The following is a 24,134-nucleotide window of genomic DNA, read 5'->3' on the forward strand; positions in this document are numbered from 1 at the left end:
CAAGATTGAGGGCTTCAGGACTACGTTCTGAAGCCCTTTTTGCTGTAAGTGCAGCGAGGATCAATTGATGAAAATGCCGAAACGTCTGAGGGTACCGGGCGCTGCAGGGCGACAATTCGACACGCTCCCTCGCCACAGGTCATCATCCATTTGTCGAACGTTAAGGCAGTTCCAGCCCACCCGCTGCCTTGTGCAGCTTGCGCAGATGTTCGCCGACTTGCTTCAGGTTGGCCTCATTGGCAGCCATCTCGGCAGCACGGCTTGGTTCAAGCAGCGCTCTCACTTCCTTGTCCAGGTCTCCGGTCAGTACTTGAAGCTGCTTTTGCCGCAAGCTGCTTTCCGATTCCAGGCGCTGCCATTCACTCGGCTGGGGCAATCCATAACCGCCCGTTCCGAGCAATTCGGCCGGACGGCTGAGGAAGCCACTGTTGGCGAGAATCTGTTGGAGAGTGGCGTTGGCTTTGTCCATGCCGCCATTCTTCATTTCCCGCGCGCCGAGGTAGCGTTGCTTGACTTCGTCCTGAGCCAGCACCAATTGCTGCCGGAACGCTGCCTGCTCCAGTAAAAGCAATGCAGCACTGGTGCGCAGGTCTGCCTGGTCGATCCAATGCCGGCGTTCATCGGCCTTGAGTGCCAGCCAGTCTTCGACTTTCTCCTGCTTGATCGGCAAGTGCTTTTTCAACACCTCAAACATGGCTTGATAGCGATCGCGGAAAGAATCGAAGCGATAGCCCAGGCGGAGGGCTTCGCGGGGGTCGTCCAGGACGCTGGTGTCCGCCAGCCCGCGACCTTTCATGACCTCCAGCAAACCATTGGGCATGATGCTGTCCAGGCCGACCAGCTGTTTGTTGTTGGTGCCGCTGCGCAATAATTTCAAGCCTTCCACAGCACAGTTGTTGGACAGGAAGAAGTAATTGCCGTCATAACTCCAGTGCATCTCCGCGGCATGCTCCACCACTTCCTCGATCTCTGTACGAGACAGGTTCAGCGGTACCGAAGCCAGGCTGCGCAGTTCGGTCTTGGTGTATTCATCGATGACCTGAGCCAGCGGCAAGACAAACAGGCGCGACGGATATTTTCCCACCAGGCCATCCCAGCTCGAGAGCTGTACGTCGCCCACAAAGGCGCGATAGGACAGCACCAGATGCTGGTCCAGGTCGAGTCGGCAATCGGGACCACGGGGACGACCGGGTGCACAGATCACCAGTCGCAACATGCTGTGACCCCAGCGACTGACCCAATTCTGATTGGCTTCAGCCAGCAGGTAGTCGACGGCGTATACACGCTCTGGATCAACCTGCCCCAAGGGCTGCTTGGCGAAATCGTTACCTGCGTTGAGGAAGGCGAAAGACTTGGCGCACGTATCTTTGGCCGCCGGTGCCCAGCCGAAGTGATCTTTGTAGTAGCGATACAGCGCGGGGCGACGGCAGGCGTAACTCGGGTCCAGGAGAAAATACTCCATGTTGACCGCGACGAACTCTTTGGGACTGCTCGTTTCGTAGATGTCAGGGCTGCGGGCGATCTGCCGATTGTGCTGCTCGCGTTCACCGCGGCGACCGACATATTGCTGCCAGCCTGCAAGGTCGAGCAGGCGCGGGTCGTCGCTGATGGTGAAGCGTCGATCCGTCTGGCCACGGCACTCATCCGGCAGGCCGACCAGTCCGGAGCTGCTGTTGCGCTGCGTGCAACGCTGGATCAGCTTGCGTTCAGCGTCTGGCCACAGGCGTGCGCGGTCGTAAATGTGGGTGAGTTCGTGCAGCACCGTGGCGAGCATCTCCCGGCGCACTGTGCCGTGGGGGCGATAGGTTTTTTTGCTCGCGGCGCTGCCATCGGTGAGGCTGGCGAGCAGGTTTCTGTTCAGGTCGAGTTCGGATACCAGAGACGCCTGTCCGTAGGCATTGCTCGGCATATCATCGGTCCAGCCAACGTCAATGCGTCGATCCAGTTGTTCAATGAAGCGCGGCGGTAATGCCTGCATGGCTTCATCGAGCAATGCCTGACTGGACTGCTGTTGCGCCGGGCTAAGACCTTCTGTCTTGAGTCGTAATTGCAGATCGGCCTGGGCCGTGTTGCCGAGCAGCAACACAACCCCGGCCAGCAGCCAGGCGCCTAGTGACCTCACAGTGCGAGGATGGCTTCAGCGAGCACCTGATCACTGGCGTCGCGAGCTTCCGGCACTCGGGTGCGCAAGGTATTGAAAGCCGCTTCCAGGTGAGCACCACGAATGTCTCCGTTACTCGCGACAAAGCTGGCCGCATCGTCATGAGCTTCGCGGACGATTTTAGAGTCGCGAATGGAGGTGGTGGTATCGGAAGTGAAATCAAGCGTGCGCTGGCTGGCACGGATGATGATGTTACTGGTGGCAACCAGGGTTTGCGCCTGGGCCACATCGGCCAACAACAACAGGCCAAGGGTGGCGGCAATCAGCGGGTTACGCATGGAACGACTCCGGAATAACAAAGATAACTATTGGACGAGAATTGCTTGCGCCAGTTCAAGGTCACTTGCATGAAGTTTTGGCCGGCTTTGACGCAAATAAACCAGTGCGGATTCAAGCTGCGCGCCTCGCAATTCACCGTCACTGGCGATGAACGCAGCAGCATCATCGTGCGCAGCGAGCAGTAGCTTACGGTCGAAGGGGGCGGAGGTCACCATGCTTGTGGCATAGCCGGTGGCCACGATGCCTTGGGTAGATAGATTGAAGGCGTCGAAAGCAACGGCCGGGCTAGCCCAGCAAACCGAAAGGAAGAGGGGTGTGACCGACAGTTTTAGAAGAAAACGCATGAGACTCGATAGTTGAAAGCGAGTCCGAAGGCTAGCGCAATGCCCGTTCTAGAGCCAGTGTTGAAACATTGGGACACCACCGGCGTGTCCCAATCAACGCTGTCTTCAGATGGTCAGAATGGCTTGGGCCAGCTGTGCATCGGTTGCGTTCAGTTGCGGCGCCTGATGGCGAATGTGATCCAGAGCACTTTCCAGTTTCACGCCACGAATGGAGCCTTCGCTGGCAACGAAGCTGGCGGCGTCATCACGGGCAGCACGTACGATCTTGTCGTCGCGAAAGGATGAGGTGACATCGGAAGTCGCATCGGAACTGGACTTCAGTGCGCCGACGACAGCATCGGTGGTCACGATGAAGCTGCTGGCGTGGGAATTGGCAGCCACGGCGAGCAGGGCTGCAGCGCTGAGCAGACGAAGACGGGACATGGTGTAACTCCTTTAAATGAACCGATTAAGAGGTGGCTTGTTGGAATCGGACGTCAGTTTTGCTTCATTCGCCACGTTCCAGTGGATATTAGGCCTCGGCGGATGGATTCGAACAGCAAATAACAAGTAAACGACGTGAAAGCGCTGTAGAAGGCTGTGAATCAAGGTTTAGAACGGACCGAAAGATCTCAGACTTTGGTCAATGTAAAAATTGTACCTATTAGAGTATGGAACGTTAAAACTGTACTGGTATGTCTTATAGCAGCCCTGAAACGACAAAACCCGTCGTGGTTTCCCACGACGGGTTTTGTTTGTTCAATTCGGGTTGCTGGCGGTGGACCCTACAGGTCAGAGCCAGCGACGCTACTTAGCGCCAGAACGGCTTGCTCAGCTCTTCATAGCGTTGTGCTTCGCTAATCCCGGCGTCAGCCAGCAGACGCGAATCCAGACGAGCCAGTTGATGGCGGCTGGAGATGCGGCGCTGCCACAACATCAGGTTGGCGATAACGCGAAGAGGCATCGAAGCCTGGGTTTTTGCAGCGGTATCTTCGAAGAACAGTTCGGAACTGAGTGTACGTTCCATGGTTGACATCCTTCCGCTTGTGGCGGGATTAGGTAGTGGTTTAACTGATGCCAATGATCCTCTTGTTTGGATAGTCTCTCTAGATACAGTTCACTTGTATTGTGAGGTACCAGTTAACTGTTAATGGAGGGTGTACTGGTCTAAATTGATGCAACTGTACCTGTGCGCATCAAAATAGTGCGATATGAGCGATTTATGGATTTTTAGGGGAGGGGAAGGCTTTAAAAAGACCAGTACAGCAGTACAGTTTTTTCAATTTTTGCGAGTTCAGATTGCGAGCTGGCGAAACTGTGTTTTCGCCAGCCGCGATCTGTACCAATCACACCGCCAGCATTCTTCCGGTTTCTTCCAGGTTCATGTGCCAGCTGAGGGCTTCACGCAGGATATGCGGGGTGTGCCCGCCGAGCGCACAGGCCGCGGTGAAGTAGTCATCCAGCGCCTGGCGATAGTCCGGGTGCACGCAGTTGTCGATGATGACGCGCGCTCGTTCCCGCGGTGCCAGGCCACGCAGGTCTGCCAGGCCGATCTCGGTGACCAGGATGTCAACGTCATGCTCGGTATGGTCGACATGGCTGACCATTGGAACCACGCTGGAGATTGCACCCCCCTTGGCGATCGACTTGGTCACGAAAATCGCCAGATGCGCGTTACGCGCAAAGTCGCCCGAGCCTCCAATGCCGTTCATCATCCGCGTGCCGCAGACGTGTGTGGAATTGACGTTGCCATACAAGTCGAATTCCAGCGCCGTGTTGACGCCGATGATTCCGAGGCGTCGCACGACTTCAGGGTGGTTGGAGATTTCCTGCGGGCGCAGGACCAGTTTGTCCTTATAGCGCTCAAGGTTGCCGAAGACATCGCTGTTACGACGCGCCGACAAGGTGATCGAGCTACCTGAAGCAAAGCTCAGCTTGCCGGCATCGATCAGGTCGAAGGTCGAGTCCTGCAGCACTTCGGAGTACATCGTCAAGTCTTCGAACGGCGAATCGATCAGCCCGCACATCACCGAGTTGGCAATAGTGCCGATGCCCGCCTGTAATGGGCCGAGCTTGTTCGTCATGCGTCCGGCGGCCACTTCTTCTTTGAAAAAATCGATCAGGTGATCGGCAATGGCCTGGGTGTCAACGTCCGGCGGCAGGACGGTAGACGGCGAGTCGGATTGATTGGTGATCACAATCGCGACGATTTTTTCAGGCGGGATCGGGATGGCCGTGCTGCCAATGCGATCATCGACTTTCACCAGCGGAATTGGCGTGCGTGTCGGCCGATACGTCGGGATGTAGATGTCGTGTAAACCCTCAAGGTTAGGGTTGTGAGCCATGTTGATTTCGACAATGACCTGCTTTGCAAAAATGGCGAAACTGGCCGAGTTGCCCACCGAGGTGGTTGGTACGATGTGGCCTTGCTCAGTAATCGCTACAGCCTCGATCACTGCGATGTCCGGCAATTTCAGTTGCTGGTTACGCAGTTGCTCCACCGTTTCCGAAAGGTGCTGGTCAATGAACATCACCTCGCCGGCGTTAATAGCCTTGCGCAGCGTGCTATCGACCTGAAAGGGCATGCGCCGCGACAGTACGCCGGCTTCGGTGAGCTGTTTATCAAGGTCGTTGCCCAGGCTGGCGCCGGTCATCAAGGTGATTTTCAGCGGGGTGATTTTGGCGCGTTCTGCCAGCGCGTGAGGCACGGCTTTGGCTTCGCCGGCGCGGGTGAAGCCGCTCATGCCGACGGTCATGCCGTCCTCAATCAGAGCGGCAGCCTCAGCGGCGCTCATCACCTTATCCAACAACGAAGGCAAGCGAATACGATCACGGTACATGGATTGTTATCTCGGGCAACGGAAGCAAGGTGTGCAGTCTAGTGATTTCGAAAAAATTCGTCCCGCTACCATGGTCGAATGCAGAGCCCTGATTTAGAGCCTTTGGTCGGGTTTTGACGAGCAATAAAAAACCCCAGCCTACTAAAGGCTGAGGTTTGGGGTATTGCGCTGGAGCAGGTTTTACTCGACGGCTTTAACCATGTCTTCGATGACTTTCTTGGCGTCGCCGAACACCATCATGGTTTTGTCGAGGTAGAACAGTTCGTTGTCCAGGCCGGCATAGCCGCTGGCCATCGAGCGCTTGTTGACGATGATGGTCTTGGCCTTGAACGCCTCGAGAATCGGCATGCCGGCAATCGGCGATTTCGGGTCGTTCTTCGCGGCCGGGTTGACCACGTCGTTCGCGCCCAACACCAGCACCACGTCGGCCTGGCCGAACTCGGAGTTGATGTCTTCCATCTCGAACACCTGGTCGTAAGGCACTTCTGCCTCGGCGAGCAATACGTTCATGTGGCCAGGCATGCGGCCGGCAACCGGGTGGATCGCGTACTTCACGGTCACGCCACGGTGGGTCAGCTTCTCGGTCAGTTCCTTCAGCGCATGCTGCGCCCGTGCCACGGCCAGGCCGTAACCCGGAACGATGATCACGGTGTCGGCGTTGGTCAGCAGGAAAGTTGCGTCGTCAGCCGAGCCGGATTTCACCGGACGGGCTTCCTTGGCGCCTGCAGGACCTGCTTCGGCCGTGTTGCCGAAACCACCCAACAATACGTTGAAGAACGAACGGTTCATCGCCTTGCACATGATGTACGAGAGGATCGCACCGGACGAACCCACCAGGGAGCCGGCGATGATCAGCATCGAGTTATTCAGCGAGAAGCCGATACCTGCGGCTGCCCAGCCGGAGTAGCTGTTGAGCATCGACACCACGACCGGCATGTCCGCGCCACCGATCGGGATGATGATCAGCACGCCCAGTACAAACGCCAGGGCCAGCATCAGTGCGAAGGCGCCCAGGTTGCCGGTCAGCATGAAGGTGATGCCCAGAGCGAGCGTCGCCAAACCCAACACCAGATTCAGTTTGTGCTGTCCGCCAAACTGTACCGGAGCGCCCTGGAACAGACGGAACTTGTACTTGCCTGACAACTTGCCGAATGCGATGACCGAGCCGGAGAAGGTGATTGCACCGATGGCAGCGCCCAGGAACAGCTCAAGACGGTTACCAGCAGGAATCGCATCGCCCAATTGCTTGACGATGCCCAAGGATTGCGGCTCAACCACGGCTGCGATGGCGATAAACACGGCGGCCATACCGATCATGCTGTGCATGAACGCGACCAGTTCTGGCATCTTGGTCATTTCAACGCGCTTGGCCATGATCGAGCCAGCAGTGCCGCCGACCAACAAACCAACGATGACGTAGCCGATTCCGGCAGTAGCCAGTTCGGCGCCCAGCTTATAGATGAGGCCCACGGTCGTGAGGATCGCCAGCGCCATGCCGAGCATGCCGTACAGGTTGCCGCGCCGCGACGTGGTCGGGTGCGACAGGCCTTTGAGGGCCTGGATGAAGCAGATCGACGCGATCAGGTAGAGCGTCGTTACAAGGTTCATGCTCATTACTTAGGCGCCTCTTCTTTTACTTTCGGGGCTTTTTTCTTGAACATCTCAAGCATTCTGCGAGTGACCAGGAATCCACCGAACACGTTCACTGCCGCCAGAGCTACCGCGAGGGTGCCCATGGTCTTGCCCAGAGGTGTCACGGTCAGCGCAGCGGCGAGCATGGCGCCGACGATCACGATCGCCGAGATAGCGTTCGTCACCGCCATCAAAGGTGTGTGCAATGCAGGTGTAACGTTCCAGACCACGTGATAACCGACATAAATCGCCAGCACGAAGATGATCAGGTTGTAGATACCGGGGGAGATAAGCTCTTCCATCGTCTGAATCCCTGCTTAGGCGTTTTTGCGGATGACTTGGCCGTCGCGGCACATCAGGCACGCGGCGACGATGTCGTCTTCGAGGTTGATCTCGAACTGGCCTTCTTTGTTGAAGATCAGCTTCAGGAAGTCCAGCAGGTTACGTGCGTACAGCGCCGAAGCATCTGCCGCAACGGCGCCGGCCAGGTTGGTCGGGCCGCAAATGGTCACGCCATTTTCGACGACGACCTGGTCAGCGACGGTCAGCGGGCAGTTACCACCCTGGGCTGCAGCGAGGTCGATGACCACGGAGCCGGGTTTCATCTGTGCCACGGTTTCCGCGCTCAGCAGCGTCGGTGCCTTGCGGCCCGGGATCAGGGCAGTGGTGATGACGATGTCGGCCTGTTTGGCGCGCTCGTGAACGGCCAGGGCTTGGCGTTGCATCCAGCTGGCTGGCATGGGTCGCGCATAACCGCCGACACCGACAGCGCATTCGCGTTCTTCATCGGTCTCGTAAGGCACGTCGACGAACTTGGCGCCGAGGGATTCGATCTGCTCTTTTACCGCAGGACGCACATCAGACGCTTCGATCACCGCCCCAAGACGTTTCGCCGTAGCGATCGCCTGCAACCCTGCCACGCCGGCGCCAAGAATCAGTACGCGCGCGGCTTTCACGGTGCCCGCAGCGGTCATCAACATAGGCATGAAGCGTGGATAGTGATGGGCGGCCAGCAACACGGCCTTATAGCCGGCGATGTTTGCCTGGGAGGACAGCACATCCAGGCTCTGAGCGCGGGAGGTGCGTGGCGCGGCTTCCAGTGCAAATGCGGTAATGCCGCACTCGGCCAGCTTCGCAATGGTTTCATTGCTGAACGGGTTGAGCATGCCCACTACAACGGTGCCGCTCTTGATCAGAGCGAGTTCGCTGTCGCTAGGAGCGACCACCTTGAGAATCAGCTCGGCACCAAAAGCATCGTTGGCGCTGCCAATAGTTGCGCCAGCCGCCTCATAGGCACTGTCGACAACGCTGGCCTGGATGCCGGCGCCGCTTTGTACAGTGACCTTATGACCTTGGCCGATCAGCTTCTTGATGGTTTCCGGGGTAGCAGCAACCCGTGTTTCACCCGTCTGGGTTTCGAGAGGAACACCAATGTGCACGTCAAATCTCCTGCGTGATCTTATTGAGTAAACCCAGGCACTTCGGATGGTGCGGCTGGGGCGGCCGATCAGCACGATCCCGCCAAATCAGGGCGGGGCGCGGCATTTTGCAGGCGAACTTTGTGCCCTTCAAGAGAATATGATCCGTGACGGAAAATTAACTACAAGTCACCCCGTGACCGAATGTCGCAACCATCCGGGGCAATCCCTTGCATACCGTGGGTTTGACGAGGTTTTTAATGAAATTCAATAAAATCCACATCGGCCATATGAATGAGGCGACATTGCTCTTGAAATCAGGCTGAACACCACGGTGGTAGCTGCTTGTGGGACATCTGTACTGCTTCCAGATACAGTTTACGAATATGCGACAGATAGATACATCTGTAGGGTTTCTATTTTTCTGACTACGAAGTCAATTAATCGTGGGGGGCCTTTATCCTTCTAGGCTGTAGCCATGCGCTTGACTAACTAGCCAATCGCGAAAGGCCCTTAAAGACGCCGATTCGACCTTTCGCTCAGGAATCATCAGGTAATACGCCTTGATACTCGATAAGGCCTGAGGATTCGCGATAACCAGTCGTTTCTCTGCCAGTTCGCGCTGAATCAGGAATGGCGGGATCAGCGCGATACCCATGTCATGCATCGCCGCCTGGGCAAGCATGGAGAATAGCTCGTAGCGTGGTCCTGTCATGTCTCTGGGGATATTAAGGTTCTGTGAGCTGAACCACTGGCGCCAGGCATAAGGTCGCGTGGTTTGCTGAAGCAGCGGTAACTCGGCAATTTCACCGGGTGTCAGTTGAGTCTTTTTCTGAAGCAGGCCAGGGCTGCAGACCGGCATCGGATTTTCGCCCATTAGCCTATGGGATTCTGTACCTGACCAATCGGCGTCGCCGAAGTAAATCGCGGCATCGAAGTCCGTATCGGCGAACAAGAAGGGCCTTGTGCGGTTTGTAAGATTTACCGTCACCTCGGGGTGTTGTTGCTGGAAGTCTTTGAGTCGAGGCAGCAACCATTGGGTGCCGAATGTCGGCACAACGGCCAGTTCGATCACGTTAGCGCCTTGCTGGCCCATCACTGACAGGGTGTCTCGCTCCACTGCGTCGAGTTGGGTGGCCACCCGTCGACTGTAGGAGAGTCCGGCTTCTGTCAGTTTCACTCCGCGCCGTGAGCGTCGGAATAGTTCGACGCTAAGGAACTCCTCCAGGCTGGCGATCTGCCGGCAAATGGCTCCTTGAGTAAGCGATAACTCTTGTGCGGCTTTGGTAAAGCTTTCGTGGCGCGCTGCCGCTTCAAAGCTGACCAGAGCAGTTGTGCTGGGGATTTTACGGCGCATGTACTTCAACCTCACTAATACATCGCATAAAGGCTCTTTCACGACGTTACGGAGTGAGAAATTAGCACAACAGTATGCGAATTCCTCGTTTGCCGAGATGCCGAAGCGGGCCTACGATCAGCTCACGTTATTTGACCCGATTCGAGAGGACACGCTCATGGCCGGTAAAGCTAGCTTCAACTGGATTGATCCCCTGCTGCTGGATCAACAGCTCACCGAAGAAGAACGCATGATTCGCGACACTGCCGAGCAGTTCGCTCAGCAGAAGCTTGCACCGCGGGTTCTGGAAGCTTTCCGCCATGAGAAGACTGATCCGATGATCTTCCGCGAGATGGGCGAAGTGGGTCTGTTGGGTGCAACGATCCCTGAGCAGTATGGTGGCAGCGGTCTGAATTACGTCAGCTACGGCCTCATCGCTCGTGAAGTTGAGCGGGTCGACTCCGGATACCGTTCGATGATGAGCGTGCAGTCTTCGCTGGTGATGGTGCCTATCAATGAGTTCGGTACCGAAGCCCAGAAACAGAAATACCTGCCGAAGCTGGCCTCGGGTGAGTGGATTGGTTGCTTCGGCCTGACCGAGCCGAACCACGGCTCCGATCCAGGCGCGATGATTACTCGCGCACGTAAGGTAGAAGGCGGCTATAGCCTGACCGGCAACAAGATGTGGATCACCAACAGTCCGATCGCTGATGTGTTCGTGGTCTGGGGCAAGGACGATGCTGGCGACATCCGTGGCTTCGTTCTGGAGAAAGGCTGGAAAGGCCTTAGCGCTCCCGCGATTCACGGCAAGGTTGGCCTGCGTGCGTCGATCACCGGCGAGATCGTTATGGACAACGTGTTTGTTCCAGAAGAGAACATCTTCCCGGATGTCCGTGGCCTGAAGGGTCCTTTTACTTGCCTCAACTCGGCACGTTACGGGATTTCCTGGGGCGCGCTGGGTGCGGCCGAGTTCTGCTGGCACACCGCTCGCCAATACACGCTGGATCGTCAGCAGTTCGGGCGTCCTTTGGCGGCTACTCAGCTGATCCAGAAGAAGCTGGCCGATATGCAGACCGAAATCACCCTGGCGCTGCAAGGTTGCCTGCGTCTGGGTCGTATGAAGGATGAGGGGACTGCGGCGGTTGAGATCACGTCGATGATGAAGCGTAATTCCTGCGGCAAGTCGCTGGACATCGCCCGTATGGCTCGTGACATGTTGGGTGGCAACGGCATTTCCGATGAGTTTGGGGTTGCTCGTCACCTGGTCAACCTGGAAGTGGTGAATACCTATGAAGGTACTCACGACGTCCACGCGCTGATCCTTGGTCGCGCGCAGACCGGCCTCCAGGCGTTCTATTAATAGGAGAACGACCATGGGCGCGCTTTCGCATCTACGGGTACTGGATTTGTCGCGAGTGTTGGCCGGGCCATGGGCCGGGCAGATTCTGGCGGACCTTGGCGCTGAAGTGATCAAGGTCGAGCGCCCGGGCAATGGCGATGACACGCGCGCCTGGGGGCCTCCATTCCTGAAAGACGCTTATGGCGAGAACACCAGCGAGGCTGCCTATTACCTGTCGGCCAACCGGAACAAGCAATCGGTGACTATCGATTTTACTCGTCCGGAGGGGCAGCAACTGGTTCGTGATCTGGCGGCCAGGTCGGACATCCTGATCGAGAATTTTAAAGTCGGTGGGTTGGCGGCGTATGGATTGGACTATGAGTCGCTCAGGGCGATCAATCCTGATCTGATCTATTGCTCGATTACCGGGTTTGGTCAGACGGGCCCTTACGCCAAGCGCGCAGGGTATGACTTCATGATCCAGGGGTTGGGCGGCCTGATGAGTCTGACCGGTCGACCTGAGGGGGATAAAGGGGCCGGCCCGGTGAAGGTGGGTGTGGCGCTGACAGATATTTTGACCGGGCTCTATTCGACTGTGGCAATTCTCGCGGCGCTTGCGCATCGAGATCATGACGGCGGGGGGCAGCATATTGATATGGCGCTGCTGGATGTCCAGGTGGCATGTCTGGCCAACCAGGCGATGAACTACCTCACTACCGGTAATGCACCCAAGCGGCTGGGCAATGCGCATCCGAACATCGTGCCCTATCAGGATTTTCCTACGGCGGATGGGGATTTCATCCTCACGGTGGGAAATGACGGACAGTTTCGCAAATTCGCTGAAGTGGCGGGTCATCCGCAGTGGGCTGATGATCCGCGATTTGCGACCAACAAGCTGCGGGTGGCAAATCGTCTGGAGTTGATCCCGCTCATCCGTCAGGCAACGGTCTTCAAGACTACTGCCGAGTGGGTACTGCAGCTGGAGCAGGCGGGTGTGCCCTGTGGGCCGATCAATGATCTGGCGCAGATGTTTGCCGATCCCCAAGTCAAGGCTCGCGGTTTGGCGATTGAGCTGCCTCATGTGCTGGCAGGGATGGTGCCGCAGGTGGCGAGTCCTATTCGGCTTTCGGAGACGCCTGTGGAGTACCGTAATGCGCCTCCACTATTGGGTGAACACACGCTGGAGGTTCTGCAGCGGGTGTTGGGGCTGGATGCAGATGCGGTAGCGAATTTCAAACAAGCTGGGGTGCTCTGAGCATTCCTTCTATATAGAGGGAGTGATTGCGTCTCTCTATATATAGTGCGCATGGCACGTTTTTGGCCTTTTCGTAAGTTATTGAAGGAAAAGCAAAATCAGTGCTTGACGGCAGATTCAGGATGTCTATAATTCGCCCCACTTCCGGTGCAGTCGAAACGGAAAACTCCTTGGTAAACAAAGAGTTACGCAGTTTTCGGCAGTGAGTTGCTTCAGGTCATCGAAGCGCGAAAGGAGTTGAAAAAGAGGTGTTGACAGCAGCGAGTAACGCTGTAGAATTCGCCTCCCGCTAACGAGAGATCGAAAGCGCAAGTGGTTGAAGTTACAAAGGAAACTTTGAAAACTTCTGAAAATAACCGCTTGACAGCAACAGAGGCTGCTGTAGAATGCGCGCCTCGGTTGAGACGAAAGATCTTAACCAACCGCTCTTTAACAACTGAATCAAGCAATTCGTGTGGGTGCTTGTGGAGTCAGACTGATAGTCAACAAGATTATCAGCATCACAAGTTACTCCGCGAGAAATCAAAGATGTAACCAACGATTGCTGAGCCAAGTTTAGGGTTTCTTAAAAACCCAAAGATGTTTGAACTGAAGAGTTTGATCATGGCTCAGATTGAACGCTGGCGGCAGGCCTAACACATGCAAGTCGAGCGGTAGAGAGAAGCTTGCTTCTCTTGAGAGCGGCGGACGGGTGAGTAATGCCTAGGAATCTGCCTGGTAGTGGGGGATAACGCTCGGAAACGGACGCTAATACCGCATACGTCCTACGGGAGAAAGCAGGGGACCTTCGGGCCTTGCGCTATCAGATGAGCCTAGGTCGGATTAGCTAGTTGGTGAGGTAATGGCTCACCAAGGCGACGATCCGTAACTGGTCTGAGAGGATGATCAGTCACACTGGAACTGAGACACGGTCCAGACTCCTACGGGAGGCAGCAGTGGGGAATATTGGACAATGGGCGAAAGCCTGATCCAGCCATGCCGCGTGTGTGAAGAAGGTCTTCGGATTGTAAAGCACTTTAAGTTGGGAGGAAGGGCATTAACCTAATACGTTAGTGTTTTGACGTTACCGACAGAATAAGCACCGGCTAACTCTGTGCCAGCAGCCGCGGTAATACAGAGGGTGCAAGCGTTAATCGGAATTACTGGGCGTAAAGCGCGCGTAGGTGGTTCGTTAAGTTGGATGTGAAATCCCCGGGCTCAACCTGGGAACTGCATTCAAAACTGTCGAGCTAGAGTATGGTAGAGGGTGGTGGAATTTCCTGTGTAGCGGTGAAATGCGTAGATATAGGAAGGAACACCAGTGGCGAAGGCGACCACCTGGACTGATACTGACACTGAGGTGCGAAAGCGTGGGGAGCAAACAGGATTAGATACCCTGGTAGTCCACGCCGTAAACGATGTCAACTAGCCGTTGGGAGCCTTGAGCTCTTAGTGGCGCAGCTAACGCATTAAGTTGACCGCCTGGGGAGTACGGCCGCAAGGTTAAAACTCAAATGAATTGACGGGGGCCCGCACAAGCGGTGGAGCATGTGGTTTAATTCGAAGCAACGCGAAGAACCTTACCAGGCCTTGACATCCAATGAACTTTCCAGAGATGGATTGGTGCCTTCGGGAACATTGAGACAGGTGCTGCATGGCTGTCGTCAGCTCGTGTCGTGAGATGTTGGGTTAAGTCCCGTAACGAGCGCAACCCTTGTCCTTAGTTACCAGCACGTAATGGTGGGCACTCTAAGGAGACTGCCGGTGACAAACCGGAGGAAGGTGGGGATGACGTCAAGTCATCATGGCCCTTACGGCCTGGGCTACACACGTGCTACAATGGTCGGTACAGAGGGTTGCCAAGCCGCGAGGTGGAGCTAATCCCAGAAAACCGATCGTAGTCCGGATCGCAGTCTGCAACTCGACTGCGTGAAGTCGGAATCGCTAGTAATCGCGAATCAGAATGTCGCGGTGAATACGTTCCCGGGCCTTGTACACACCGCCCGTCACACCATGGGAGTGGGTTGCACCAGAAGTAGCTAGTCTAACCTTCGGGAGGACGGTTACCACGGTGTGATTCATGACTGGGGTGAAGTCGTAACAAGGTAGCCGTAGGGGAACCTGCGGCTGGATCACCTCCTTAATCGACGACATCAGCTGCTCCATAAGTTCCCACACGAATTGCTTGATTCATTGAAGAAGACGATAGAAGCAGCTTTAAGCTCCAAGCTGATAGCTCTTAGCTAATCAGTTGCGCTCGAAATTGGGTCTGTAGCTCAGTTGGTTAGAGCGCACCCCTGATAAGGGTGAGGTCGGCAGTTCGAATCTGCCCAGACCCACCAATTTTGTTATGGGGCCATAGCTCAGCTGGGAGAGCGCCTGCCTTGCACGCAGGAGGTCAACGGTTCGATCCCGTTTGGCTCCACCATTAACTGTTTCTGCTGTTAGAGTTTAGAAATGAATATTCTGAAGTGAATATTGATTTCTAGTCTTTGATTAGATCGTTCTTTAAAAATTTGGGTATGTGATAGAAAGATAGACTGGACGTTACTTTCACTGGTAACGGATCAGGCTAAGGTAAAATTTGTGAGTTGCTCTTAATTGAGTATTATCGAATTTTCGGCGAATGTCGTCTTCACAGTATAACCAGATTGCTTGGGGTTATATGGTCAAGTGAAGAAGCGCATACGGTGGATGCCTTGGCAGTCAGAGGCGATGAAAGACGTGGTAGCCTGCGAAAAGCTTCGGGGAGTCGGCAAACAGACTTTGATCCGGAGATGTCTGAATGGGGGAACCCACCTAACATAAGTTAGGTATCTTAAGCTGAATACATAGGCTTAAGAAGCGAACCAGGGGAACTGAAACATCTAAGTACCCTGAGGAAAAGAAATCAACCGAGATTCCCTTAGTAGTGGCGAGCGAACGGGGACTAGCCCTTAAGTGGCTTTGAGATTAGCGGAACGTTCTGGAAAGTACGGCCATAGTGGGTGATAGCCCTGTACGCGAAAATCTCTTAGTCATGAAATCGAGTAGGACGGAGCACGAGAAACTTTGTCTGAATATGGGGGGACCATCCTCCAAGGCTAAATACTACTGACTGACCGATAGTGAACTAGTACCGTGAGGGAAAGGCGAAAAGAACCCCGGAGAGGGGAGTGAAATAGATCCTGAAACCGTATGCGTACAAGCAGTGGGAGCCCACTTTGTTGGGTGACTGCGTACCTTTTGTATAATGGGTCAGCGACTTATTTTCAGTGGCGAGCTTAACCGAATAGGGGAGGCGTAGCGAAAGCGAGTCTTAATAGGGCGTCTAGTCGCTGGGAATAGACCCGAAACCGGGCGATCTATCCATGGGCAGGTTGAAGGTTGGGTAACACTAACTGGAGGACCGAACCGACTACCGTTGAAAAGTTAGCGGATGACCTGTGGATCGGAGTGAAAGGCTAATCAAGCTCGGAGATAGCTGGTTCTCCTCGAAAGCTATTTAGGTAGCGCCTCATGTATCACTGTAGGGGGTAGAGCACTGTTTCGGCTAGGGGGTCATCCCGACTTACCAAACCGATGCAAACTCCGAATACCTACAAGTGCCGAGCATGGGAGACACACGGCGGGTGCTAACGTCCGTCGTGAAAAGGGAAACAACCCAGACCGTCAGCTAAGGTCCCAAAGTTATGGTTAAGTGGGAAACGATGTGGGAAGGCTTAGACAGCTAGGAGGTTGGCTTAGAAGCAGCCACCCTTTAAAGAAAGCGTAATAGCTCACTAGTCGAGTCGGCCTGCGCGGAAGATGTAACGGGGCTCAAACCATACACCGAAGCTACGGGTATCACTTAGGTGATGCGGTAGAGGAGCGTTCTGTAAGCCTGTGAAGGTGAGTTGAGAAGCTTGCTGGAGGTATCAGAAGTGCGAATGCTGACATGAGTAACGACAATGGGTGTGAAAAACACCCACGCCGAAAGACCAAGGTTTCCTGCGCAACGTTAATCGACGCAGGGTTAGTCGGTCCCTAAGGCGAGGCTGAAAAGCGTAGTCGATGGAAAACAGGTTAATATTCCTGTACTTCTGGTTATTGCGATGGAGGGACGGAGAAGGCTAGGCCAGCTTGGCGTTGGTTGTCCAAGTTTAAGGTGGTAGGCTGGAATCTTAGGTAAATCCGGGATTCTAAGGCCGAGAGCTGATGACGAGTGTTCTTTTAGAACACGAAGTGGTTGATGCCATGCTTCCAAGAAAAGCTTCTAAGCTTCAGGTAACCAGGAACCGTACCCCAAACCGACACAGGTGGTTGGGTAGAGAATACCAAGGCGCTTGAGAGAACTCGGGTGAAGGAACTAGGCAAAATGGCACCGTAACTTCGGGAGAAGGTGCGCCGGTGAGGGTGAAGGACTTGCTCCGTAAGCTCATGCCGGTCGAAGATACCAGGCCGCTGCGACTGTTTATTAAAAACACAGCACTCTGCAAACACGAAAGTGGACGTATAGGGTGTGACGCCTGCCCGGTGCCGGAAGGTTAATTGATGGGGTTAGCTAACGCGAAGCTCTTGATCGAAGCCCCGGTAAACGGCGGCCGTAACTATAACGGTCCTAAGGTAGCGAAATTCCTTGTCGGGTAAGTTCCGACCTGCACGAATGGCGTAACGATGGCGGCGCTGTCTCCACCCGAGACTCAGTGAAATTGAAATCGCTGTGAAGATGCAGTGTATCCGCGGCTAGACGGAAAGACCCCGTGAACCTTTACTATAGCTTTGCACTGGACTTTGAATTTGCTTGTGTAGGATAGGTGGGAGGCTTTGAAGCGTGGACGCCAGTTCGCGTGGAGCCAACCTTGAAATACCACCCTGGCAACTTTGAGGTTCTAACTCAGGTCCGTTATCCGGATCGAGGACAGTGTATGGTGGGTAGTTTGACTGGGGCGGTCTCCTCCTAAAGAGTAACGGAGGAGTACGAAGGTGCGCTCAGACCGGTCGGAAATCGGTCGTAGAGTATAAAGGCAAAAGCGCGCTTGACTGCGAGACAGACACGTCGAGCAGGTACGAAAGTAGGTCTTAGTGATCCGGTGGTTCTGTATGGAAGGGCCATCGCTCAACGGATAAAAGGTACTCCGGGGATAACAGGCTGATACCGCCCAAGAGTTCATATCGACGGCGGTGTTTGGCACCTCGATGTCGGCTCATCACATCCTGGGGCTGAAGCCGGTCCCAAGGGTATGGCTGTTCGCCATTTAAAGTGGTACGCGAGCTGGGTTTAGAACGTCGTGAGACAGTTCGGTCCCTATCTGCCGTGGACGTTTGAGATTTGAGAGGGGCTGCTCCTAGTACGAGAGGACCGGAGTGGACGAACCTCTGGTGTTCCGGTTGTCACGCCAGTGGCATTGCCGGGTAGCTATGTTCGGAATAGATAACCGCTGAAAGCATCTAAGCGGGAAACTAGCCTCAAGATGAGATCTCACTGGGACCTTGAGTCCCCTGAAGGGCCGTCGAAGACTACGACGTTGATAGGTTGGGTGTGTAAGCGCTGTGAGGCGTTGAGCTAACCAATACTAATTGCCCGTGAGGCTTGACCATATAACACCCAAGCAATTTGACTACTCGAAAGAGCATCAGATTGCGGTGTGTGAAGACGAAACGAACCGAAAGTTCGAGACCTTGCAAACACCGAAACCTGTCACATACCCAATTTGCTGAAGCGCGGCCACCCGGCCACGACTCGGTACCCGAATTTCTTGACGACCATAGAGCGTTGGAACCACCTGATCCCATCCCGAACTCAGCAGTGAAACGATGCATCGCCGATGGTAGTGTGGGGTTTCCCCATGTGAGAGTAGGTCATCGTCAAGATTAAATTCCGAAACCCCTGTTTGCTAACGCGAACAGGGGTTTTGTTTTAGTAGAAGTCACCAATTTTTACCTGCACGTTGCTGCTGCAACGGGCCGGTCACAGAATTTCTTGACGACCATAGAGCATTGGAACCACCTGATCCCATCCCGAACTCAGCAGTGAAACGATGCATCGCCGATGGTAGTGTGGGGTTTCCCCATGTGAGAGTAGGTCATCGTCAAGATTGAAATTCCAGAACCCCTGTCTGCTAATGCAGACAGGGGTTTTGTCGTTCAGGGCCTTTGGAAAGTGGCTAACTGAAGCACAAACGCTAGATGGCGTGAAAGTTAGACTTGAAAGCTTACTGTCGCCGCGACATTACGTTCTTCCCCCAAGTAACAGAAGTTGAGGCGCGGGCTTACAGGGAAACCCCGCAAACCAATTCAGACCTGCCGCTCGATAGTCACCCACCAACGCGTGCGATATCTCAATTGAACAGGCAAGGTTTGCGCAAGGATGGCGAGCAACTTGTCGGTGTCATCGAGTCGGAAAACACCCGAAAGCCGAAGATCGGCAATGTTCGCCGCACAGCGCAGATAGCCGGGACGATAACGTCCAACCTCATGAAGAAAGCTCTCGAGACGCATGTTGCGAGTGACGATCAGACCGTCTACCCAGGCGCCGGCGTCCATATCCAGTGCCGGTGCCAATCTCGCCCGGCTGTGATCAATCAAATAGCTCTGCCCGGGAAGCACCTGTATCGGCGCTCCATAGCCAGCAATTGGCGAATGAATGGCAACCCTGCCGGCAGTCACGCTGAGCCGGGTACAGTCTGGTTCCTGAAGAAGGATGAAGCGTGCATCCACTCCTTCGAATACACCGTGACGGCTTTGCACCCGTAAGGGACGATCGAACGAAGCGCCTTGATCAATCCCGCCGCAAGTGATGATGATTTCCCCACGAGTCAGCTTGATTAGTCGCAGTTGCGGTGTGTAGTCCAGATCCACCGCGCTGGCGGTATTGAGTTCCAGCCGTGTGCCGTCCGGCAGCTGGAAACCCCGCCGTTCTCCAGTATTGGTGGCGAAGTCGGAGCTCCACTGTTGCCAACCTACTGCGTCTTTGCCCATCCACGCGGCTGAACCCATCAGCAAGGCGCCAGAGAGCATTTTCAGGGCCTGACGTCTCCCCAATCCATGAGATCTGTTTTCCAGAGTATCCAGGGTACCCGGCACCGCACGAATGTTATTACTCAACTCAGCCTGCAGGGATTTCACCCTTTGCCAGGCCAGCTCGTGTTCCTTATGCTCTGCCCGCCAGACATCACATTGCTGACGCAGGCGGGCATTAGCGGCATTGTTGCGTAGGCGAAGCAGCCAATGGATAGCTTGTTTGACCACCTGCTGCCGAGGCTCGGAATGTCGGCTCTGCGACGCGTTATCCATGGGCGTCATACCGTATACCGCAAGGTAAAGCAGTAATAGAGCACGAGGGCAACATAGCGCTCCACTGGGCGCAGGGGCAAGCCCATTTGCCCTTGGGCCAGGTCCGCGGCGTCGGCAGAATAGCCAAGGCGAGCGCGCACCCACGAGATGAACCATACGTGATGACCGCTGTAAAGCGTCTGTACTGCCAACTCAGGTGAAAACATGGATGCGACTGCTCGGACGTCACAAATGATAATTAGTCGCATTGTCTTCAAGGGTGGGGGAATTTGCAACCGCCGGGAGTACAACGCTCATTTCGCACGTTACTTCGAGGTCTTCTGATTCTGCGACTCAGGATTATTGAGATACCGCGTGATGACCTCGACCGCCCGATTGAGGTGGTGCTCAAGCAGTTTCACGGATTCGTCGATGTTGCGGTCTTCCACCGCCCGCAAAAGCGCCCGGTGATCCTCCTGGGACAACTCACCCAGGTTCATGGCTTCCAGGTTGAAGCGTAGAAAGCGCTCCTCTTCGTTCAACCCGTCTTCGACCAATCTCAGGAGACGGCGATTAGGCGCTTTACCGTACAGTGCCATATGGAAAAGACGATTCAGCCGGCCGATCTCGGTGTAGTCGCTTTCGGTTTCGAGATTATCAATATGACGGGCTGCCTGTTGATAATCCTCGAGGGTGAGCAGAGGGATGGACAGGCGCAACGCTTCGGACTCCAGCAGGATGCGCAGCGCATAGGTTTCCACGGCGTCACCTTGAACCAGAGGCGCGACCACAGCCCCTTTGTGAGCAATCACGTTAAGCAGCGATTGCGCTTCGAGCTGACGTAACGCTTCGCGAACCGGCATGCGGCTGACACCGAAAAAATCGGCAAGATCTTGCTGGCGTAACGCGGTACCGCAGGGAATGCGTCCATCTAGAATGGCGGCGCGCAACGTCTCTTCAATTACCGATCGCGCCAAGTGCGCGGGAATCGGCCCATTGATCTTGATGCTGGCGAGAGGGTTGAGCTTCTGTGTCACAACGCACCCTGAATAAATTGTATGAATGATTGGATCCAAACTGACACTAGTGACTGCCTCTCAGGTTGTCAAACCAACAAATTCGACGCACCACTCTAAAAAGTTTAGCGCGTCATCAGTGATCTCATCGTGCCATTGTCTTTTAGCGGGCGAACCTTCACCATTCAACCGAATTCCATCTGCCTGATCTGGATGCCAAGCATTGGCGGCACGTTTCGCGATCCCTAGGACATTGCGCTGGCTGTCATGCGCCCTGCTACTGGCCAGTATCATGCTGGGCGGGCTGCATGCCGATTGGGATTTCTCGCTGATCAGTCGCCGCGCGCAGGCATTGTACGGCCCGTTGGGCGAAGGGCAGCAACGCATTGATGCCTGGCAACATTTATTGGCGACGCAAAAGCAGGTCGGGGAGCTGGAACAGCTCAACCTGGTCAATCAGTTCTTCAACAAGAAGGTGCGTTACGTAGAGGATATCGACCTGTGGCACGAGGTCGATTATTGGGAAACGCCTATCGAAGCCTTGTGGAAGGGTGCTGGGGACTGCGAAGACTACGCCATCGCGAAGTATTTCAGCCTGCGCCATCTCGGCGTTTCCAGTGATAAGTTGCGTATCACTTACGTTAAGGCCTTGCGCCAGAACCGCGCGCACATGGTGTTGACCTATTACTCAAGCCCCGAAGCCATGCCGCTGGTGCTCGACAGCCTGATCGATGCAATCAAGCCCGCCAGCCAACGAACCGACTTGCTGCCGGTCTACTCTTTCAATGCTGCAGGGTTGTACCTTCCCGGCACCAAGGGCAACAAGAAGGTCGGTGATACCAAGCGCCTGTCCCGCTGGCAGGATGTGTTGAAGAAAATGCAGGCCGAAGGTTTTCCGGTCGAGACGACTAACTAGGAGCACGCGCTCAGATGTCCTTGTTCAAACAGCTGTTGATCGCTATCTGTCTGTTCCTGGTGGTCGCCTTCACAGGCAGCTTCATGGTGAGCCTGGAAAGTTCGCGGACCCAGTACGTCAACCAGTTGCGCTCACACGCCCAGGACGCCGCGACGGCGCTCGCGTTGTCCCTGACGCCGAACATCGATGACCCCGCGATGGTCGAGCTGTTGGTGAGCTCCATCTTTGACAGCGGCTACTACGCGAGCATCCGGGTCATCGACGTCAGCAACGACAAAGTCATCGTCGAGCGCAGTGGCATTCCTGCGGTGAACAACGTGCCTGACTGGTTCGTCAAACTCATCGGCCTGGAACCGGCCGGTGGCGATGCAATAGTCAGCCGTGGATGGGAGCAGGCCGCTCGGGTCGAAGTGGTCAGCCACCCCATGTTTGCACTGGCCAAGCTCTGGCAAAGCGCGCTGGGCAGCCTCGGCTGGCTGCTGATCTGCGGCGCGGTGAGCGCTGTCCTCGGCGCGCTGTTGCTGCGTCGGCAGTTGAAGCCGCTGGACTACATGGTCAAGCAATCCCACGCCATTGCCCGTCGTGAGTTCCTCAGCTTGCCGGACCTGCCGCGCACTCCTGAATTACGACGTGTCGTGCAGGCCATGAACCAGATGGTCGAGAAGCTCAAGGCGCTGTTCCAGGAACAAGCCGAGCGCAGCGAAAAGTTGCGGATCGAGTCCTATCAGGACAACCTGACGGGGTTGGCCAACCGACGTTATTTCGAGATGCAGCTGAATGCGCGAGTGAGCAATCCGGAGCAGGCAAGCTCTGGTTATCTACTGTTGTTGCGGGTCACGGACCTGGCCGGATTGAACCAGCGCCTGGGCGGCCAACGCACCGATGAATTGTTGAAGGCAGTCGGCGAGCAGTTGTCTCGTGAGTGCGCCAAGTACCCTGAAACGCAGAACCTCGTCACACGAATTCGTGGCGGCGAGTTTGCCGTGTTGGCCCCAGGATTGGTGCGTGAGGAGGCGCTGCAACTGGCGCGCAATCTCGACGCTGCCTTGGCGAGCCTGCATGCGACGGGCGCCACCGATGTTGCCTCAGTCGCCACGATCGGGTTGGCGCCGTTTGTTCATGGAGACTCCCCTCAAGCGGTCATCAGCCTGGCGGATCAGGCATTGGCGCAAGCCGAAGGACAGGGCGAACAGAGCTGGGCTTGCCTTGACCACAGCGCGTCGTCACGGGTGGGCGACGATCATCACGCTTGGCACAATTTGCTGGATCAGGCATTGGTGCAGCGGCGTTTCCAGCTGTACTTCCAACCGGTGGTCGCCAGCCAGGACCCGCAGTTGGTACTGCACTACAAAGTGCTTTCGCGTTTGATCGACGATGAGGGGCAGACTATTCCCGCTGGACGTTTCCTGCCTTGGCTCGAGCGCTTTGGCTGGACGGCACGACTGGACCGTCTGATGCTGGAGTTGGTGCTTGCACAAATGGCGGGCCACGAAGAATCGCTGGCGCTGAACCTGTCTTCAGCGACGCTGGCGGATCCGCAGGCGCTGAACAAAGTCTTCGAGATTCTGCGCGCGCATTCCAATCTGGGACCACGGTTGACCCTGGAAATCGGCGAGGAACAAATTCCCGAACAAGCCGTGCTTGAGCAGTTGACGCAACGACTGCGCGAGTTGGGGTTCTCGCTCAGCCTGCAACGCTTCGGCGGACGCTTCAGCATGATCGGCAACCTTGCGCGGCTTGGGTTGGCGTACCTGAAGATCGATGGCAGTTACATCCGGGCGATCGATCAGGAAGGCGACAAGCGTCTGTTTATCGAAGCCATTCAGCGAGCCGCGCACAGTATCGACCTGCCGCTAATCGCCGAGCGGGTCGAGACAGAGGGAGAGCTGTCGGTGATTCGCGAGATGGGGCTTTATGGGGTTCAGGGCCAATTGTTCGGTGAGCCCAAGCCCTGGCAGTAAGAAGTCAAAAGCAAAAAAGATCGCAACCTTCGGCAGCGCCTACAGGAAAATGTATTCCTCCCGTAGGCGCTGCCGAAGGATGCGATCTTTTGCGTTACAACGCTTAAATCAATCCAGTCTCATCATCATCGATCAGATGACTCAACCCACCCAACGCCTCACGGGCCTGGGTCCGATCCATCAGTTTGGCCTGTGCAGCCGGCGGCAGATCGGTGACGCGAATCACACCTTTGCTGGTCAGCACCTGAATCAAGTCGTCCAGTACCCGAATCATTTCGAAGTCGCTCTGCTTGAGCTGCTTGAGGCTGACTTCCATCACTTCATTGGCGTACCACGCCTGGATTTCATGATGGTCGGCGGGCAGTGTTTCCGTGGCCTCTGCATAAGCTGCGGCTTCCACGCGCACTAATTGTCCTTGCGCATCGCGTTGCACGTAAAACATTGAG

General features: G+C 55.5%; 17 protein-coding genes, 2 tRNA genes and 4 rRNA genes. 10 read left to right on the top strand and 13 right to left on the bottom strand.

Translation table 11 applies throughout. The features are described from left to right. Positions 1–160 precede the first annotated feature (160 nt). The 10 genes from ACA063_RS00495 to ACA063_RS00540 form a co-directional block, all read right to left on the bottom strand. Complete coding sequence (locus ACA063_RS00495; RefSeq protein WP_497664380.1) at positions 161–2,122, bottom strand: DUF7844 domain-containing protein; 1,962 nt, start codon at positions 2,120–2,122, stop codon at positions 161–163. Then, complete coding sequence (locus ACA063_RS00500; protein WP_162438931.1) at positions 2,119–2,439, bottom strand: DUF2388 domain-containing protein; 321 nt, start codon at positions 2,437–2,439, stop codon at positions 2,119–2,121. Before ACA063_RS00500 ends, ACA063_RS00495 begins: the two co-directional genes overlap by 4 nt. A gap of 27 nt (positions 2,440–2,466) precedes the next feature. After that, a complete protein-coding gene (locus ACA063_RS00505) occupies positions 2,467–2,784 on the bottom strand; it encodes a DUF2388 domain-containing protein (protein WP_497664381.1) in 318 nt (105 codons plus the stop codon). A gap of 105 nt (positions 2,785–2,889) precedes the next feature. Beyond that, positions 2,890–3,207 carry a DUF2388 domain-containing protein gene (locus ACA063_RS00510; RefSeq protein WP_497664382.1) on the bottom strand — a complete coding sequence of 106 codons (318 nt, stop codon included), beginning with the start codon at positions 3,205–3,207 and terminating at the stop codon, positions 2,890–2,892. A 367-nt stretch (positions 3,208–3,574) separates the two neighbouring features. Beyond that, entirely contained in the window at positions 3,575–3,790 is a 216-nt protein-coding gene (locus tag ACA063_RS00515; RefSeq protein ID WP_007902752.1) for a DUF1127 domain-containing protein, read from the bottom strand. A gap of 319 nt (positions 3,791–4,109) precedes the next feature. Further along, positions 4,110–5,603, bottom strand: coding sequence for a succinyl-CoA:acetate CoA-transferase ScpC (scpC, locus tag ACA063_RS00520; RefSeq protein WP_497664383.1), 1,494 nt, complete (start codon positions 5,601–5,603; stop codon positions 4,110–4,112). A gap of 180 nt (positions 5,604–5,783) precedes the next feature. After that, positions 5,784–7,217, bottom strand: coding sequence for an NAD(P)(+) transhydrogenase (Re/Si-specific) subunit beta (locus tag ACA063_RS00525; RefSeq protein ID WP_162438935.1), 1,434 nt, complete (start codon positions 7,215–7,217; stop codon positions 5,784–5,786). Next, entirely contained in the window at positions 7,217–7,537 is a 321-nt protein-coding gene (locus ACA063_RS00530) for an NAD(P) transhydrogenase subunit alpha part 2 (RefSeq protein ID WP_003187417.1), read from the bottom strand. Before ACA063_RS00530 ends, ACA063_RS00525 begins: the two co-directional genes overlap by 1 nt. Positions 7,538–7,552: 15 nt before the next feature. Next, complete coding sequence (locus ACA063_RS00535) at positions 7,553–8,674, bottom strand: Re/Si-specific NAD(P)(+) transhydrogenase subunit alpha (RefSeq protein ID WP_497664384.1); 1,122 nt, start codon at positions 8,672–8,674, stop codon at positions 7,553–7,555. A gap of 436 nt (positions 8,675–9,110) precedes the next feature. Beyond that, complete coding sequence (locus tag ACA063_RS00540) at positions 9,111–10,010, bottom strand: LysR family transcriptional regulator (RefSeq protein ID WP_497664385.1); 900 nt, start codon at positions 10,008–10,010, stop codon at positions 9,111–9,113. A 157-nt stretch (positions 10,011–10,167) separates the two neighbouring features. Here ACA063_RS00540 and ACA063_RS00545 point away from each other — a divergent pair, with 157 nt between their 5' ends. The 8 genes from ACA063_RS00545 to rrf (ACA063_RS00580) all read left to right on the top strand — a co-directional run bounded on the left by ACA063_RS00545 (position 10,168) and on the right by rrf (ACA063_RS00580) (position 18,618). Next, the gene (locus tag ACA063_RS00545; protein ID WP_497664386.1) at positions 10,168–11,349 is read left to right on the top strand and encodes an acyl-CoA dehydrogenase; all 1,182 of its coding nucleotides are present in this window, start codon (positions 10,168–10,170) and stop codon (positions 11,347–11,349) included. Between the two features lie 13 nt (positions 11,350–11,362). Beyond that, positions 11,363–12,583: a CaiB/BaiF CoA transferase family protein gene (locus ACA063_RS00550; RefSeq protein WP_497664387.1), complete on the top strand. Its 1,221-nt coding sequence runs from the start codon at positions 11,363–11,365 to the stop codon at positions 12,581–12,583. Between the two features lie 585 nt (positions 12,584–13,168). Beyond that, positions 13,169–14,705, top strand: a 16S ribosomal RNA gene (locus ACA063_RS00555). 122 nt (positions 14,706–14,827) lie between these two features. Beyond that, positions 14,828–14,904, top strand: a tRNA-Ile gene (locus ACA063_RS00560). Positions 14,905–14,914: 10 nt separating this feature from the next. Continuing rightward, positions 14,915–14,990, top strand: a tRNA-Ala gene (locus ACA063_RS00565). Positions 14,991–15,229: 239 nt separating this feature from the next. Further along, positions 15,230–18,121, top strand: a 23S ribosomal RNA gene (locus ACA063_RS00570). 157 nt (positions 18,122–18,278) lie between these two features. Continuing rightward, a 5S ribosomal RNA gene (gene rrf / locus ACA063_RS00575) occupies positions 18,279–18,394 on the top strand. Positions 18,395–18,502: 108 nt separating this feature from the next. Next, a 5S ribosomal RNA gene (gene rrf, locus ACA063_RS00580) occupies positions 18,503–18,618 on the top strand. The 16S, 23S and 5S rRNA genes sit together here with 2 tRNA genes alongside, the layout of an rRNA operon. Positions 18,619–18,817: 199 nt before the next feature. Here the strand turns inward: rrf (ACA063_RS00580) and ACA063_RS00585 are convergent. Together ACA063_RS00585 and ACA063_RS00590 are read right to left on the bottom strand one after the other, a co-directional pair. Further along, positions 18,818–19,825 carry a DUF4880 domain-containing protein gene (locus ACA063_RS00585; protein WP_497664388.1) on the bottom strand — a complete coding sequence of 336 codons (1,008 nt, stop codon included), beginning with the start codon at positions 19,823–19,825 and terminating at the stop codon, positions 18,818–18,820. Between the two features lie 296 nt (positions 19,826–20,121). Continuing rightward, a complete protein-coding gene (locus tag ACA063_RS00590) occupies positions 20,122–20,832 on the bottom strand; it encodes a GntR family transcriptional regulator (RefSeq protein WP_497664389.1) in 711 nt (236 codons plus the stop codon). A 202-nt stretch (positions 20,833–21,034) separates the two neighbouring features. On the opposite strand from ACA063_RS00590, the gene lapG reads away from it, so the two are divergent. Next, positions 21,035–21,727: a cysteine protease LapG gene (gene lapG, locus ACA063_RS00595; protein WP_497664390.1), complete on the top strand. Its 693-nt coding sequence runs from the start codon at positions 21,035–21,037 to the stop codon at positions 21,725–21,727. A gap of 14 nt (positions 21,728–21,741) precedes the next feature. Beyond that, positions 21,742–23,688 carry a cyclic di-GMP receptor LapD gene (lapD, locus tag ACA063_RS00600; RefSeq protein WP_497664391.1) on the top strand — a complete coding sequence of 649 codons (1,947 nt, stop codon included), beginning with the start codon at positions 21,742–21,744 and terminating at the stop codon, positions 23,686–23,688. A gap of 103 nt (positions 23,689–23,791) precedes the next feature. On the opposite strand, the gene ACA063_RS00605 is transcribed toward lapD, so the two are convergent. Continuing rightward, positions 23,792–24,130 (bottom strand): tryptophan synthase subunit beta, encoded by a 339-nt coding sequence (locus ACA063_RS00605; protein ID WP_162441129.1) that lies wholly within the window; start codon positions 24,128–24,130, stop codon positions 23,792–23,794. Positions 24,131–24,134: the final 4 nt, after the last annotated feature.

This window comes from Pseudomonas sp. LBUM1643 (assembly GCF_059716215.1).